The organism is Rhizobium leguminosarum bv. trifolii WSM2297, assembly GCF_000271845.1.
The window spans coordinates 2503360-2517415 of record NZ_JH719395.1 but is presented as its reverse complement, the minus strand read 5'-3'; the positions used below and the strand labels follow the sequence as shown (position 1 = coordinate 2517415).

Below are 14056 nucleotides of genomic sequence, written 5' to 3'. Positions count from 1 at the left end.
AAGATTGTGAGCAAAGTCATCAGTGAATCGAAACGCTCCCTCAATCGTCATGTCGCCATCGTCGGCGTATTGTCGATCGCTCTCGTTTGCGGCATTGGCGGTTGGGCGGCAACGACGGAGCTTTCGAGCGCCGTCATCGGCGAAGGCGTGGTCGTCGTCAACGGCGATGTCAAGAAGATCCAGCACCTGACTGGCGGCATTGTGTCGAAACTACTGGTCTCCGAAAATGACCATGTGACGGCTGGGCAAGTCCTGATACGGCTCGATGGCACGACGACAAAAGCACAGCTCTCGATCGTCGAGAGCACGCTCGCTCAGCTTTATGCGCGCCGGGCCCGGCTGAAAGCCGAACGGATCGACGCCGAGTCATTTAATGTTACTGAAAACATCAGCGATCTGACATCCAGCACCGCGGCGCGGGATCTGCTCGACGGCGAGACGAAGTTGTTCGACAGCCGCAGATCGGCGCTGATCGGCATGAAAAGCCAGCTGGCGTCGCGCAAGGATCAGCTGGGCGAGCAGATCAAGGGACTGGTCGTTCAGATCGACGCGACCAATGATTCGCTCGGCCTGATCGAAGAGGAGCTCGAAGGCGTCGATACGCTCTACAAGAAGGGGCTGGTCACGCTTCAACGGCTGAATTCGCTGAAGCGCGCCCGCGCCGAGCTCCAGGGCAATAGCGGCCAGGAAATCGCCGCAAAGGCGGAGGCCGAAGGCAAGGCGATCGAGATCGACCGCCAGTCGATCCAGCTGGACGAGGATCGTCGTTCGGAGATCGCCAAGGAACTGACCGATGTTGAGGCGAAGATCGCCGAAAATGAAGAGCGCCGAGGAACGGCGGTTGATCAGCTTCGCCGTCTCGATATAACTTCGCCGCTCAGTGGGCGCATTCACGAGCTTTCCATTCATACGGTCAATGGTGTCATCAATCCGGGTGAGACGCTGATGCTCGTCGTTCCCGAAAATGACGATCTTACGGTTCAGGCGAAAGTCGCCACTCGCGATATCGACCAGCTGCACGTCGGCCAGTCCGTCGATGTGCGTTTCAGCGCCTTCGACCAGCGCACGACGCCGGATGTGCGCGGCGAGATCACGTCGATCGCGCCCGATATCGTCAAGGATGAGCGGACGGGCATCAGCTATTATCCCGTTCGCGTCAAGCCCGAGGCTGCGAGCATCGCCAAGTTGAAGTCGATCAAGCTCTACCCCGGCATGCCGGCCGAAGTCTTCATCAAGATCGCCGACAGAAACGTTATCTCCTATCTAACGAAGCCGTTGACCGATCAGATGCAGCACGTATTTCGTGAGGAGTGATGGCGGCTGAGCCGCGTCACAACCGGCATGAGCGATCATCGTCATGAAATTGTCTCAAGCTTGCTGCAGCTTGGGTCAAGAAGGGCATGGCTGCCCTTCCAGCCGGATTTCTGAAGCGTGACCTATCGGTTCCGCCGAGATATGATTTCTCTATGATAAGTTTGCGGCTTTGGCGAGCAGTGCCAATTGAGAGACGATCGGCCTATGGATGGCTTCTGCTTCTGGTGTGTCTGGTGATGCTCTCAGCCCCCCAACGCGGTTATGCCGGGAATTCCCTGCCGTTGAAAATAGTCGCTTTCGGAACATCCTTGACGGCCCGAGGAGGGTGGCAGCCCGCTCTCGAGACGGGGCTTGCGGCCTGCCTGCAGAGGCCGGTGAAAATCGGGAGTGTTGCAAAGAGTGGCGAGACGTCGCTATGGGCTCTAACCCAGATTGATCGCGTCGTGGCCGAGCAGCCGGATATCGTTCTGATCGAGCTTTACGCGAACGATGCAGCATTACAGCGGTTCGTGTCGCTTGCGCAAAGCCGAAAGGATATCGGCGACATCCTCGACCAGCTTCGGCAGCGCCTGCCGCAAGCGCGGATCATCGTCATGGCGATGAATCCGTTTTCCGGACTACGCGGCCTGATCCGCCCCTTTGTCGGCAGCTACATCTCGGCCCATCAGGCGGAGGCAGAGAAACGGGGTCTGGAGTTTGTCGACCACCGGCCGAACTGGCAACGTCTGACGCCGGAGGATCTGGCCGCGGCAATTCCTGACGGCGCCCATCCCCTGCCTGACATTGCATCCAAAATCATCGTGCCGGAACTTGTCAAACATATTGCCGGCGGCAATTGCAAAGAATGAAAGGTCTCCCGCCTTACCGACAGGGCTTGGGTTCAGACTGTCGCGAGATAACCTTTAAGGTAGTTGACCAGCGAAGCTCGTCCAGCCGCAGACGGGTCCTCGCGAGACGGGCTGTCGAGATCGTCGAGAAGATAGTTTTTAAGATCCTCGTCGCTATGCGCGACATAGATGCCAGGCCGGCCCGCGAGCTGGCCTACCGTTGCGAGCTGGTGATCGTTTCGATGCTCGCCAAGGGACGCCTGCCGGGGAACGAGAATGATCGGTTTTCCAAAACGCTTCGCGGTCAGAACAGTGCCAATCCCCGCATGAGAGACGATGACCGTCGCATCGCGAAAGACGCTATCGAAGTCCGCAGGCTCGATATTCTTGATCCATTTCATATTCTGTGGCGTGTAGCTGCCCTTACCGATCTGCGCCAGAACCGGCCTGGTCAAATCCTTTGCGAAGGTGTCGACGGCCTTGACGAGGCGATCGAATGGCAGCTGTGTTCCGACGGTGACAAGGATCAAAGCACAGCTCCTGCATAATGAGGACCATCAGGCCGCGACAAATGTTGCCATTGCGTCAGCCACAGCGTCGCAATGCGGCCAGCCAATTTTCCCGATAGGGACAGCTTCTCGACATTGGCGACGCTGTCGATCCAGATCGTCCGCTTGCCTGTCAATTTGCCGGCAAGCAGGCAAAAAAGCCCGGGCGCAGCACCTGTGGAAATGATGACGTCGGGCCTTTGCTTGATAACGATGGCGAAGGCGCTGAAAAAGCATCGGATCGACATTGTAATCGAGTCGCGGCTGCAATCGGGAAGGACCAGCCCGTCCCGAATATCATATTTGGCAAGCAAGCCGGGGATGGTCGTTGCAAAAACGATATCGCAGCCCTCGAAGGCGCCGCGCATGGCCATCAGCTGTTCCCAATGGCCGCCGCCTGACGAGGCAGCGAGAACCTTTAATTTTTTCTCAGTCATAGACAGGCATCTCCTATATTTGACCGATGATAAGAGCGAATAACCGTTCTGTTCGAACAGCGGTTGTGTCCCGATCGTTCCGTTGAACTGTACCATTTTCGGCAAGGTTGGTCGAAGCCTTGGAGTTCATGCGGGCCAATCAAAGATGATGTTTTGGTTTGGAACATAAGATGCGTTAAAACTCGTCTGAAACAAGCTCCCCTGAAACAATATTAGAGAGCGGCATTGGGTTTGTATTCCTGGTACGCATGTCCGAGAATCCCGTTAACCATGCCGGCGCCGCGCAGAACATGGGTGAGGGCGCGCATGCCCCAGTAGGGTGAGATCAGGATTGCCGGCAGCATCGCCAGTCCAAGCACAACTCTCGTGGCGCCATACGCCGCGCGGTAGACCCGCCGTTTGAGGTTGCCATGCAGAACCTCGCTGACTGCGAAGGTATTGCCGAGTCTGTACTGCCTTTGCAACACCCATTTCCAGGTCATCCGGTTGGCAGGAACGATGTCATAGACAAGCGCCTTGTCAGCCCAGAAGATCTGCATGCCGCGGCGAATGGCCTGATTGAAGAAAAGATAGTCCGTGCCGCCGGTGAAACGCATCTTCTCTTCAAAACGAAGATTCCATGAGCGGATCAGCGGATAGTCGAACATGACGTTGTTCGAAGCTGCATAACCGATACGCTGGCCGTCGATGTTTTTCTTGCGCTCGAATACCCGGGCCTTGATGAAATATTGCGGCGGATTTTCGGGATAGACCGGCTGGACGGGGCCGTAGACGCAGTCGGCGCGTTTGTTCTCACGAGTCTCGAGCATAGCGTCCAACCAGCCGTCGACCGGCCATTCGTCGTCGTCGAGAAAGCAGAAGAGGTCGGTGCCGGGAGGTGCCGAATCCAGTGCGCGGTTGCGCGCAAAGGGGATGCCCTGGTTTTGCTCGACGACGTAGATAAGGTCGTAGGCGCCAGTTTGGCCAAAGCCCTCCACCGTGGCCCTTGCGCTGCCGGCCGCATCATTGTCCACGATCACCATGGTGAGATGATAGGGGCGGGCGGGGTGCCTGATCTGGCGCGTCATGACGTCAAGCAACTTGGCGATCCCGTCCAGGCGCCGATAGGTCAGCACGCCGACGGCAATCTTCAATGGTGCAGCACCGGCCTGATCAGTGCCGAGGGATGCGTGCGGGAGAGCTTCCTGCTGGGTCATGACTGTCCTCTCCGCAGCATATTTCCCAAACGCTTGCGCGCCGCCATCAGGGCCACCTCGGTTGCGGCAGTATCGCCGAACGGACCGCCGGCGACCGTGTTGCGCGCTTCGCTCCGGAGCTTCAGCAGCGATGTCGTCTCGGCAATGCCGCCGGCCACCAGGCTCTTGCCGAGCGCCTGCAGCCCATCATATCGGCGTGCCAGTTCCAGTCCTGTCGCGATCATGATCCGCGGGCGCAGCGTCTTTGCCCTGCTTGTGCCAGTATAGCGGTTCGACGCATGAATGCGCTGGAAGGTCAGCGGTGTTTCGACGATGGCGCCGCGGCCGAGAAAGGCTGCGGCAAACTTGATATAATTGTCGCTGAGGACGACGTCTGTCGCGACGGTCATCGGCAATATCTGGGACAGCAGGCTGCGGCGAAAGCTCAGGCCCGATGTTGGAACCGGAAGCGAGGGAAAGCCTCCCTTGCGGAGCGTATCCCGCTTGTCGAACAGCGTCACTTGCAGTTCCGCAGGAGGTTGGTCACCTTCATTGGTGGTTATGCGATCGAAGCACCAGTCGATCTCGTTGCGATCGTAGAGCTCGGCAATCCGCGCCAGTTTGCCCGGCAGAAACGCATCGTCAGCGTCAAGGAGAAAGAGGATATCGCCGCTTGCGGCCGCAAAACCTGCATTGAAGCTCGAGGCCTGACCGCCATTTTCCTTCAACACGCAGAGGATCTGCTCGCCATAGGAAGCAAGGATCTCTCTGGAATCATCCGTCGAGCCATCGTCGACAACGATCACTTCAAAGTCGGGGTAGGCCTGCGACAGAACGCTGTCGATGCATGGGCGCAAAAAGCGCCCGTAGTTGAAGTTGTTGATGAGCACCGAAAGTTTCAAATTACCGCCTCCTGGGCCAATCGATCACCGCACCAGCGTCTGAGGCGCGTATCGGCGAATTCCGGCGCGATACCCACGCATATAGTAATATTTCCAGATCGCCCAAAAACGCTTCTTCGACTGCGGCAAGAGATAGAGCATGGCTGCCCGCAATCCCCATTGCGCGCTTTCGATCCAGGTCGGAAGTGGAACTCCGCTTAGCCTTACCCCTCCAGGCACTTCGTCGGGAAAGAGTGCGGGCATGCCATAACCAAGCCGCTCGCCGCGTTTCTGCACCCAATCCTCGGTGACGCTTGATGCAGGGATCCAGTGATGAACCACGGCTTCGGCGCACCGATAGGATTTGGCGCCATTTGCCGCCAGACGAATGATGATTTCCGCATCTTCACCCATGGCAAACATCTTTCCCGGAAGAGGTCCGATATCTTCCCGGTAGCGCACACTTGTTCCAAGCAGCTCTCGCCGAATGATCGTGTTCGGGCCCCAGACCTTTGTCGGGTCACACGGCCCGCTTTGCGTTTCGTCGACGATCGCAAATGTCGATCCCATCGGAATCCAGTTGATAAAGAGGCCTTTCGGTTCTTTCTCCCAATCGGGGACGATTCTGCCGCCGAAGACGCCATAGCCCGGGTGGGCGACGGCGCAATCGACGATTGCTTTCAGCCAATTCGGTTCCGCGCGGATATCGTCGTCAGTAAAGACGACGAGATCTCCCTTGACCCGATCCAGAGCCAAATTCAGCGCCCCTGACTTTCCCGGCTTGCGCTGTTGCAGGATGGTGATCGGAAGCTTGTCGCTATACGACGTCAAAAGATCGAACGTGTCGTCATTGCTGTTGTTGTCGACAGCGACCAGTTCCCATCGGTCATGGGGAAAGTCCTGGCGCACCAAGGATTCCAACATATGGCGCAGCCGGCGGCTGGCGCCATTGTAGGATGAAAAGAGCACGCTGACGAATAGATCCGACATCAGTGATTAACCCTCTTGGTGAAGTCGAAGGCGAAAAGCCTCATATTTTGTCTGCCTGTGCGATGGTTGAACGGGATCGGCGCCTTACGCGGGGTTCGACCGTGTTTTGCCGAAAAATTCGCGCCTGTGATTTTCGCCGAGTATCCTCAGCTTGCGAAGGTTGCGCAACCACCGCCGCGGTTTGGTGAGCACGCCGCGGTTCAGGAAATACTGCCGCAGCAGGCTCGGTGCCTGACTGTGTGATCCGCCATGGGCAACCCGATAGACCGCCCCGCGAAAGGGGAGTTTCGTCAGCGGCGCTCCACGTTGGGACAGGATGGTCGCAATGCGGACATGGCTGCCCAGCATCGACTTGATCCAGTCGAGCGAAGCATCCTCGAAGCGGCCGGGGAGTTCGTAGAGATCGGCACGAATGATCAGCGAAGTGCCGCAGAGATGGCTGAAATCATCATGGCCGAACAGGAAATTGCCGCCATCGTCCCAGATATAACCATGGTCGATCGTCCAGCCGTTCGCGTCCCGATTTTCGGATACGTGCTGCACGATTCGAGAGCTGACGAAGTCATCGTCGTCGACAATCATGAAAAAGCGACTATCGGCGGCGGTCAACATACCACTCAAGACGCGCCGGCCCTTGTCTGCCCGGAAGGCGTCAAGGAAGTCTTCCTTGCTGCCCTTTCCGAGTTCATGCAGGTCGTTCGGCGGAAAATTCACGCGCACGGCGGAAAACTTCTCCGGCAGATCAGGCAGGTCGGCGCCTTCGTTCGCCACGATGATCCCGCGCCAATCTCCATTGGTCTGATTGGAAATGGAGGCCACGGTCTGGGTGAGATTTGCCTTCAGCCTGCTCCAGTCGCGGGCATTGTCCTGATGTCGGACCGGGATAATGAAGGTGACAAGTGGCATCGAATAACCCCCTTAAGCCCGCAAGCTCACAGCTTCTTTGTTATCGATACGCCGATTGGCCGCCTGGTGACGCGCCCACTCGATCCCGTCTTCGAGCGAGGTTGCCTTGTACGAAAGATCCGTGCCGCCGGAGAACGCATTCATGAAGCGGCGGATCTTTCCGTAGCTGTTGTCCAGCACGGCATGTGGACGGCCAAGCAGCACCGAGCAGATATGGACGTGCAGGCGATCGGTGACGATGGCGCGGGCGCGCGAGATCTGGCTGATGCCGCGTTCGAAGCGGTTGTGCGCAGCCGCGTCCAGCCTGCGCAGGGCAACTTCGCTCGGCTTCAATGCGAGATAGGCCGAAGCTACTCCCAGCTTCTTGGCGATATCCACCTTCCGTTTTGATTCCGTGATCCAGTCTTCCACAGGAATGTCGGAGGGGATATGGCGATCGGTGCCGCCGACCCGTTCCGCATCCTCCCGCAGCATGGCGAGGACGGGAATTTGCGTCGCCCTTTCCGGAAGCGCGCCGATGGCGAAAGCCATATCGGGGCATAACCGCACCGTGCAGTCGAAATGTTTCTCGGAAAATTCCTTCGATTCTTCGTCGCGCACGAGTAGCACGAAATTCTTGTGGCGCCCGATTGCCCGTTTGGACTGCTCGATGCGCTCAGGCGAACTGTAGTGGATCGACTGCGGGAACTGGACGATCTGCCGATCGGGGAAACGCTCCATGATCGCTTCGCGGAAATCCTGATGGGCAACCCAAATATCGCCGAAGTTGCCGCCGCCGTGAATGAAGATCGGGCCTGTGGGAACTCGCCGTTTTAGCTCTTCCGCGGAGAAGTCGTATAGTCTGGAAACATAGTCCGGGCGCTTGCCGAAACGATCCTGGAGATAGGCCATCTCGCCCAGCCAGATCGCCGAGTCGCCACAATTGCGGATGTCGGGGAAGTCGAGAATGGCGAGCGGCTCGTCGCGCGAGACATAGTCCTTCAGGCAATCATGGATCATGCCATTGAGTTTTGCGATCAGCTCAGATCTGGATAGGCTGGTCATTCTGCCTCACTTGTTAATGTTCGTTTTAGCTTTACGCCGACTTGGGAACGGCAATACGCTTGGCTTTTGACAGGAACTTGACGGCGATACGCTGAACTTCGGTTTCCGGGCCATTTGGCTTCTTCATTGCGAGCCAAAGGACAAAGCTGGAGCCGATATAGAGAATGCCGCCGGTGACGACGAGGATGGCGAGGTGCAGAGCCAGCGCCGGCTTGTCGGTGGGGGCGTTCAGGACATGAGACAATCCCCAGACGCCGGCGGCCATCAGGGCGACGCTGGCAAGCGCGCGGAAATTTGCCGCGAGCTGCTGGAGGAACGGCAGATTGATCAGCCGCTTGACGAGAAGCATGTTGACGACAGTGGAAATAAGACCCGTCAACACGCGCGCATAGACGACGCCCGGAAGCCCCGCCATCATCAGGCCGGCGATGATGATGGGAATGCGAACCACCAGCATCTGCGTGTCGCGGATGAACAGCATCTTGGTATGGCCCTTCGCCATGCCCAGCGGCTGGACGAGCGAACCGAGCGTCTGCAGGGCGAAGACGGATGCGAGTGCCTGGACGATGAAGATCGCCGGAGCCCACTTCTCTCCCAAGGCCAGCCGCATCATCGGATCAGCCACAACAGCCATGCCGATACCTGCCGGAAGCGCCACCGCAGCCAGAAGCGCCTGGGCGCGCTGATAGGCTGCGATGAGCCTGACCGGGTCGTTGCGGACCTTGGAAAAGCCCGGATAAATCGTCTGGTTCAACGGCGCCGTCGCCTCGCGCGTCGGCAGCGTCGAAAGCGTATTGCCGACGGTATAATGACCCAGCTGCGTGGCGCCGAGCATCTTGCCGATCAGCAGATACTCGATCCGCCAGTTCAGCGTGTTGACGATCTGTCCGGCCGTCAGCCACACCGAGAAGGAAAACAGTTCCCGGGCATGGCGGAAGGTTATGCGCGGCCAGAACGGCAAGACGGTGTAGGACACGATGATGTTGGTCACCTGATAGGCGAGCGTGCCGATAACGAGCGCCCAATAGCTCTGGTAGATCGCAGCAATAGCCACCGTCACGATGAAGCCGACGAGCTTTTGCGAGACATTCAGGACGAATTCCTGCCAGAAGATCAGGTCGCGCTGCAGCATGACGCGGCGCGGATTGGCGAGACCACTCAGGAGCAGGCTGAAACTCAGAGCAAGCATGACGCTCGTCAACCGCGGCTCGTTATAGAACTCGGCGATCGGATAGGACGCGGCGGCAAACAGCAGCGCCAATATCGCGCTTCTCGTCACGCTCAACGTCCAGACAGCGCTGAAGTGCGTTTCGCTTGGAGATTCATGGCGGATAAGCGCCTGATTGAGCGAGAGTTCGGTGACCGAACTCAGGATGACCTGGATCGTCGTTGCAATGGCGACGAGACCGAAATCAGCCGGCACGAGATACCAGGCGAGCACGAAGGTGCTGAGTGCCGAGAGCCCGTTGACGATGGCGCGGGACAGGCTCAGCCACATGCTGCCCTGAATCAGTCGGTCGGTAACACTGCTCATGGGCGAACGGCTCCTGTGGTCTGCGATATCGACCATACAAGCGAGCCCCGGGCCCACCCAGAGTGCTTCCTGCCCTTTTTGGAGCAGAGAGTGTTGGTAGCATCGGAAAGCATCATGCCTTCTTGCCTCGTCATGAACCAGGTTTGCTGCATTAGAGGGCGCTTACCGCCTTCTTGGAAAAATCTTGCTTCAGCCGGTCCAGCTGGGCCAGCATTTTCTCGTGCGCTCTTGCGATCGACTCGTCGGAGCTGAGCTGTCCCGGCTTTTCAGCCACCCGCTGCAGCGTCTTGACCGTCGAGCCGAAGACATAGTTGCCGGTCAGCTGCCGGATGCGGCGATGACGGAACGTGATGTTCTTCAACAGATATGTGTTTTTTCGCACCAGCGACGCGCCTGCTTCGACGAGGTTCGATGGGCCGATCGGGTCGAAATCGATCTCGAGATCGAGCGCACTCGCCCAATCATACCACTTGGCGCGATTGCCCGGCGCGATCGGGCGGATCGCCCGCCATGGAACGCGCAACGCATCTGATATGATGCAGCCATGCATCGCCTCGGAGACGACCTTATGCGACGCGCTGATTTCGGTCAGAACCTTTTCCACCGACCAGCGAGGATCAATATAGTGGATGCCGGCGAGATCGCAGACCTTATCCCAACTGCCGTACATGGCACTTTCGTAGTGCGGCATGAAGGAGACGGGATAGCGCTTCTCGATGCTTTTGGCATCCCAGCAGCTGCGCGTCAGAATACCCGAATCGCCGATGGCGTAGCTCGGATCGATGCCGAGGACTTCGGCGGTCTTCTTTCCGCGCACGAAATAGAAGGTCCAGTTGCCGTCGACCTTCGGCGGGTTGGTATAGCCGCCATAACCTGAGCCGAAGACGATCTTCTGCATATTCGGATCGAAATTGTCGTAGAGGATCGAACCGATGCCGAGAAAGAGCTGCCCTTCGTCCTCGTCGAAGAAGCCGGGCAGCAGGCGCTCCCAAAGCCAATGGTTCAGCTCGTCGCCAAAATTCTCGTGTTTCCCGCGGTAGGCAAACATCTTCATCGTGCTTCTCCAGTCGGCAAATGCGTGACGACCTGCGAGATCGTCTCGTCCTCGCGTGCCATGCGTCCGTAACGTGAAATGATCTCGATGTTGCTGCGGATGACCTTTGCCGGATTGCCCGCCACAAGCGAGCGCGGCGGAACGCTCTTGGTCACCACCGAGCCGGAGCCGATGACGCATTCGTCGCCGATTTCAACGCCGGGCAGAATGATGCTGCGGGCGCCGATGAAGCAGCGTTTGCCGATTCTCGTGTGAAGGTAGAGCCCGCGCGTGAGATCGTGGGTCAGGATCGCCGCCTCAAAGGCGACATAGGTTTCCGCCCCGATATGCAATCCCTTCGGGTTGGTTTTGTCGAACCGCACGCTTAAGGAAAAGCTGGCCGTCGGATCGATGTCCATTCCCCAGAATTTTGTATAATAAAGCCATTTGGCCGTCACAATTCCGTTCCGCAGCGGCCGAAATACGTTCAGTCCCCACTTCGGTTTTTTTCCTGTCTGCACCATCAAGCCCTACCCCGGCTGGAAAATTCGTCTAGCACGGAACTGTAATAGTCCTCGAGCATCCCCGTCTGACGACGTAAGTCGAAGCGCTCGGCCACCAGAAGCGGTGCCCGCGCGCTGAAGGCTGTCCACAGAGCCTGGTCGTTGAGCAGTCTTCCGACCGCTTCCGCCATTCCTGCGACATCCCGCTCCTCCACGAGATAACCAGTTTTCCCCTCTTCGATCGCTTCGCCCACGCCTCCCGAGCGAAATGCGACGACCGGAGTACCGACGGCTTCCGCCTCGAGATTGGCGAGGCCGAAAGCTTCGGCGTGACCATTGTCGAGGGTCACGCTGCCGTGGAGATAAAGCTCAGCACTGGCGAGCAGATCCCTTATCTCAGTCTGCGACAGATTTTCATGGATCGTGACGCTTGGCAAGGAACGACGCGCCAGTGCTTCGATTTCCTCTTTCAACGGACCCTGGCCGACCATGACGAATTCGACCGGCGTGCCGGTCGCCGCCACGCGGGACAGCGCGTCGATCATGAATCGATGGCCCTTGTAGTCGACGAAGCGTGCAATTGAAACCACCAATCCCTTTTTTCGGGGACGGGGCTCCATTTTGAAGAGATCGAGATCGATGCCGATATGATGGCGAAAGACCCGGTCGGCGCGAAAGCCGAGCGCCAGCAGCCGGTCACGGATGAAATCGGAAACGGCAATATTCCAGCTGTTCCAGCCGGCCATTTCACTGCGTCCCTTGGCGAAGAAGCGCACCTGATTGAAGCCGCCCGGCTTTTTCGGATCGCCGCGATAGGTGGCGTCGAAGCCGTGGAACGTCGTGACCAGCGGCTTGCCGGCAGCGCGCGCCAATGGACCGATGACATAACCGTTCTTGCCGAAATGGGCGTGAACGAGGTCGGCTTTGTCGATCGCCGGAAAGAGGAAGGGCAGACCGATCTGCGGGATTTTCAAAAGCAGCTCACCGGCCCGGGCAACGGGAGACCGACGGATGTCATGAACCGGAACAGTGGATTTTTTGGTGTGGGCGGAAGAAATTCGCGAACCGGCAAGAATTTCAGCTTCGAAAGAACGAAATGCCACCGCCTGGTTGAGAACAAATGCCTGGCTGGCAGGCAAAAATTTTTCCACGTAAATAACGGCTTTTCTCATGAATCTGTCGATGTCTCCGTTGTCTTGTGCATCACATCGCCTCTATTGCTCGTCGGATGCCATCAACCGCACTTCTCGGCGTATTGCTTTCGTCATAAAGATTAACGCGCTTGGTGCACGCCGCGTCGGGGCCGGCCCCCTTCTCGTCGGGCTCGCCGTATTTTTCCGACATGCCCCATACCGTCACGCCTTTCAAGTCGCCACGCTCGGCCGCCACGGCGATCACGTCGCTGAAAATATCGGCGTATGACGCCGGCGTGAAGCCTTTGTCGCGCTTCAGGAAGTGGCAGGACGCATCGAGTTCGGTGATGAAAACGCCGACACCCATATCCTTCAGCGCTGCGCAGAAACGGCCCATTCCCTCCGGATCAATCCGGTCGAGGCCGGGGCGGAAATGCGACTGCAGGCCGACAGCGCCGATCGGCGTCTTCTTGGCGACGAGATCCTCGACGATCTTCAAGATGCGCGCGCGCTTCTGTTCGAACACGTCGGATTTTTTCTCCAAATGCGTTTCATTGAGCACCAGCGTCGCCCCGGGATTGGCCTCGTGCGCCATGTCGAAGCTCATACGAATATAGTCGTCGCCAAGAAGGCGACGGAAAACACAGTCCCGCATGTCCGGCGCATCATATTCCAACGGCTCGTTCACCACATCCCAAGCGTCGATCGAGTTCTTATAGCGAGTGACAACCTGTTTAATATGACGGTTCATCGCCGCCTGAATCGTCTTGGCATCGTCGATGTCCGAGACCCATTCCGGGACGCGATACCAGATCAGCGTATGGCCATAAACCCTCATGTTGTTTTTGCGTGCAAATGCAACCATAAGGTCTGCACTCTTGAAGCTGAAAACACCCGGTCGCTTTTCCGTCGCATTCCATTTCAGCTCGTTTCGCGGCGTTATCGAATTGACGTTGTCGGTATAGATCCCGGACGCGATTGGGTCGTTGATGTTCTGCAGGTCGATTGCCGATCCAAATCGGAAGGCCTTGCTGTCGGCAAGGGCGCGTAACCCTCTGGCGGGAGGCACCTGTGCCAGGACGTCGCCAGCATTAGCATACAACAGGGCAAGCGGAATCGAGGCGAGGAAACGTCTTCTATTCATTCTATCTCTCACTGTTGGCTTTTTTCATGTCCGCGGCGGCGTTTAAAGGGCCGGGTCGCCGGCAGCGATCCATCGCGGGGTTTGCGTTCAATTCAGTAGAGTAATGCAACCTCAAATATAGTTTCGAACCAGGGGATATTGTCAGTATCTGCTAGACTTTCCAGCTATCCTCCAAGATAGATACCGCTCTGGAGGGGCGCTCGCGATGCAAGATTGGTTTAGCTATCTGATGAGCTGTTTTCATATGGCATTTCAAAATGCCGTTTTTTTTATGGCGACTGTCCGAAACGATCTATCTCTTCTCGACGTCCGGCAGTTCACAGCCCTTGTCCTCGGCGTCGTCGGCTTCATCGTCATCCTGTTTGCAGCGCTGATCAGAGCATCCTTGCGGTTGCGTCGATCGGCACTCGCCATTCGCTCTCTGAACGATGATCTTGCCCAGGTCACGCAGGACCTCAATGTCGAGCGTGTCTGGCGCCTGGCGGGCGATGACAGCACCGAACGTCCGAGTGCGGACAGCCTGAAAGAACTTTACAGGCTTCTGGCGAGGCATCACGACGATGCAAGTTACATGGCCTGATAGCCGC

Annotated in this window: 15 protein-coding genes; 3 read left to right on the top strand and 12 right to left on the bottom strand. The window is 57.8% G+C overall.

The genetic code is table 11. From position 1 onward, the window contains the following. Positions 1–6: 6 nt before the first annotated feature. Both RLEG4DRAFT_RS27545 and RLEG4DRAFT_RS27540 read left to right on the top strand, forming a co-directional pair. Positions 7–1314, top strand: a complete 1308-nt coding sequence (locus tag RLEG4DRAFT_RS27545) for an HlyD family type I secretion periplasmic adaptor subunit (protein WP_003581725.1) — start codon at positions 7–9, stop codon at positions 1312–1314. 152 nt (positions 1315–1466) lie between these two features. After that, positions 1467–2162 (top strand): SGNH/GDSL hydrolase family protein, encoded by a 696-nt coding sequence (locus RLEG4DRAFT_RS27540; protein WP_003581724.1) that lies wholly within the window; start codon positions 1467–1469, stop codon positions 2160–2162. A gap of 32 nt (positions 2163–2194) precedes the next feature. Here the strand turns inward: RLEG4DRAFT_RS27540 and RLEG4DRAFT_RS27535 are convergent, their stop codons facing one another. From RLEG4DRAFT_RS27535 to RLEG4DRAFT_RS27480, 12 genes are all read right to left on the bottom strand, one after another. Then, positions 2195–2671 carry a glycosyltransferase gene (locus RLEG4DRAFT_RS27535; protein ID WP_003581722.1) on the bottom strand — a complete coding sequence of 159 codons (477 nt, stop codon included), beginning with the start codon at positions 2669–2671 and terminating at the stop codon, positions 2195–2197. Beyond that, on the bottom strand, positions 2668–3126 hold the full coding sequence (locus RLEG4DRAFT_RS27530) for a glucuronosyltransferase (RefSeq protein WP_003581720.1): 459 nt from the start codon (positions 3124–3126) through the stop codon (positions 2668–2670). Before RLEG4DRAFT_RS27530 ends, RLEG4DRAFT_RS27535 begins: the two co-directional genes overlap by 4 nt. 212 nt (positions 3127–3338) lie before the next feature. Continuing rightward, positions 3339–4322 carry a glycosyltransferase family A protein gene (locus tag RLEG4DRAFT_RS27525; RefSeq protein WP_003581718.1) on the bottom strand — a complete coding sequence of 328 codons (984 nt, stop codon included), beginning with the start codon at positions 4320–4322 and terminating at the stop codon, positions 3339–3341. Next, complete coding sequence (locus RLEG4DRAFT_RS27520; RefSeq protein ID WP_003581716.1) at positions 4319–5203, bottom strand: glycosyltransferase family 2 protein; 885 nt, start codon at positions 5201–5203, stop codon at positions 4319–4321. The genes RLEG4DRAFT_RS27525 and RLEG4DRAFT_RS27520 overlap by 4 nt, the downstream gene beginning before the upstream one ends. 24 nt (positions 5204–5227) lie before the next feature. Further along, on the bottom strand, positions 5228–6172 hold the full coding sequence (locus RLEG4DRAFT_RS27515; protein WP_003581713.1) for a glycosyltransferase: 945 nt from the start codon (positions 6170–6172) through the stop codon (positions 5228–5230). Positions 6173–6256: 84 nt separating this feature from the next. Then, a complete protein-coding gene (locus RLEG4DRAFT_RS27510) occupies positions 6257–7078 on the bottom strand; it encodes a hypothetical protein (RefSeq protein ID WP_003581711.1) in 822 nt (273 codons plus the stop codon). Between the two features lie 12 nt (positions 7079–7090). After that, positions 7091–8122 carry a polysaccharide pyruvyl transferase family protein gene (locus RLEG4DRAFT_RS27505; RefSeq protein ID WP_003581710.1) on the bottom strand — a complete coding sequence of 344 codons (1032 nt, stop codon included), beginning with the start codon at positions 8120–8122 and terminating at the stop codon, positions 7091–7093. A 31-nt stretch (positions 8123–8153) separates the two neighbouring features. Continuing rightward, positions 8154–9656, bottom strand: coding sequence for a lipopolysaccharide biosynthesis protein (locus RLEG4DRAFT_RS27500; RefSeq protein ID WP_003581708.1), 1503 nt, complete (start codon positions 9654–9656; stop codon positions 8154–8156). 151 nt (positions 9657–9807) lie between these two features. Continuing rightward, positions 9808–10710 carry an exopolysaccharide glucosyl ketal-pyruvate-transferase gene (gene pssM / locus RLEG4DRAFT_RS27495; RefSeq protein WP_003581704.1) on the bottom strand — a complete coding sequence of 301 codons (903 nt, stop codon included), beginning with the start codon at positions 10708–10710 and terminating at the stop codon, positions 9808–9810. After that, positions 10707–11213: an acyltransferase gene (locus RLEG4DRAFT_RS27490; protein WP_003581703.1), complete on the bottom strand. Its 507-nt coding sequence runs from the start codon at positions 11211–11213 to the stop codon at positions 10707–10709. The genes pssM and RLEG4DRAFT_RS27490 overlap by 4 nt, the downstream gene beginning before the upstream one ends. After that, a complete protein-coding gene (locus tag RLEG4DRAFT_RS27485) occupies positions 11213–12364 on the bottom strand; it encodes a glycosyltransferase (RefSeq protein ID WP_003581701.1) in 1152 nt (383 codons plus the stop codon). The genes RLEG4DRAFT_RS27490 and RLEG4DRAFT_RS27485 overlap by 1 nt, the downstream gene beginning before the upstream one ends. Before the next feature lie 31 nt (positions 12365–12395). Beyond that, positions 12396–13469 (bottom strand): endo-1,4-beta-xylanase, encoded by a 1074-nt coding sequence (locus RLEG4DRAFT_RS27480; protein WP_003581699.1) that lies wholly within the window; start codon positions 13467–13469, stop codon positions 12396–12398. A 271-nt stretch (positions 13470–13740) separates the two neighbouring features. On the opposite strand from RLEG4DRAFT_RS27480, the gene RLEG4DRAFT_RS27475 reads away from it, so the two are divergent. Beyond that, complete coding sequence (locus RLEG4DRAFT_RS27475; RefSeq protein ID WP_245277992.1) at positions 13741–14049, top strand: hypothetical protein; 309 nt, start codon at positions 13741–13743, stop codon at positions 14047–14049. Positions 14050–14056 lie beyond the last annotated feature (7 nt).

What these genes read in the sequence shown, in the direction of transcription:
- RLEG4DRAFT_RS27525 (WP_003581718.1), bottom strand. Translation starts at nt 4,322, where the DNA reads ATGACCCAGCAGGAAGCTCTCCCGCACGCATCCCTCGGCACTGATCAG.
- RLEG4DRAFT_RS27485 (WP_003581701.1), bottom strand. Translation starts at nt 12,364, where the DNA reads ATGAGAAAAGCCGTTATTTACGTGGAAAAATTTTTGCCTGCCAGCCAG.
- RLEG4DRAFT_RS27515 (WP_003581713.1), bottom strand. Translation starts at nt 6,172, where the DNA reads ATGTCGGATCTATTCGTCAGCGTGCTCTTTTCATCCTACAATGGCGCC.
- RLEG4DRAFT_RS27490 (WP_003581703.1), bottom strand. Translation starts at nt 11,213, where the DNA reads ATGGTGCAGACAGGAAAAAAACCGAAGTGGGGACTGAACGTATTTCGG.
- RLEG4DRAFT_RS27500 (WP_003581708.1), bottom strand. Translation starts at nt 9,656, where the DNA reads ATGAGCAGTGTTACCGACCGACTGATTCAGGGCAGCATGTGGCTGAGC.
- RLEG4DRAFT_RS27480 (WP_003581699.1), bottom strand. Translation starts at nt 13,469, where the DNA reads ATGAATAGAAGACGTTTCCTCGCCTCGATTCCGCTTGCCCTGTTGTAT.
- RLEG4DRAFT_RS27530 (WP_003581720.1), bottom strand. Translation starts at nt 3,126, where the DNA reads ATGACTGAGAAAAAATTAAAGGTTCTCGCTGCCTCGTCAGGCGGCGGC.
- RLEG4DRAFT_RS27510 (WP_003581711.1), bottom strand. Translation starts at nt 7,078, where the DNA reads ATGCCACTTGTCACCTTCATTATCCCGGTCCGACATCAGGACAATGCC.
- RLEG4DRAFT_RS27475 (WP_245277992.1), top strand. Translation starts at nt 13,741, where the DNA reads ATGGCGACTGTCCGAAACGATCTATCTCTTCTCGACGTCCGGCAGTTC.
- pssM (WP_003581704.1), bottom strand. Translation starts at nt 10,710, where the DNA reads ATGAAGATGTTTGCCTACCGCGGGAAACACGAGAATTTTGGCGACGAG.
- RLEG4DRAFT_RS27505 (WP_003581710.1), bottom strand. Translation starts at nt 8,122, where the DNA reads ATGACCAGCCTATCCAGATCTGAGCTGATCGCAAAACTCAATGGCATG.
- RLEG4DRAFT_RS27540 (WP_003581724.1), top strand. Translation starts at nt 1,467, where the DNA reads ATGATAAGTTTGCGGCTTTGGCGAGCAGTGCCAATTGAGAGACGATCG.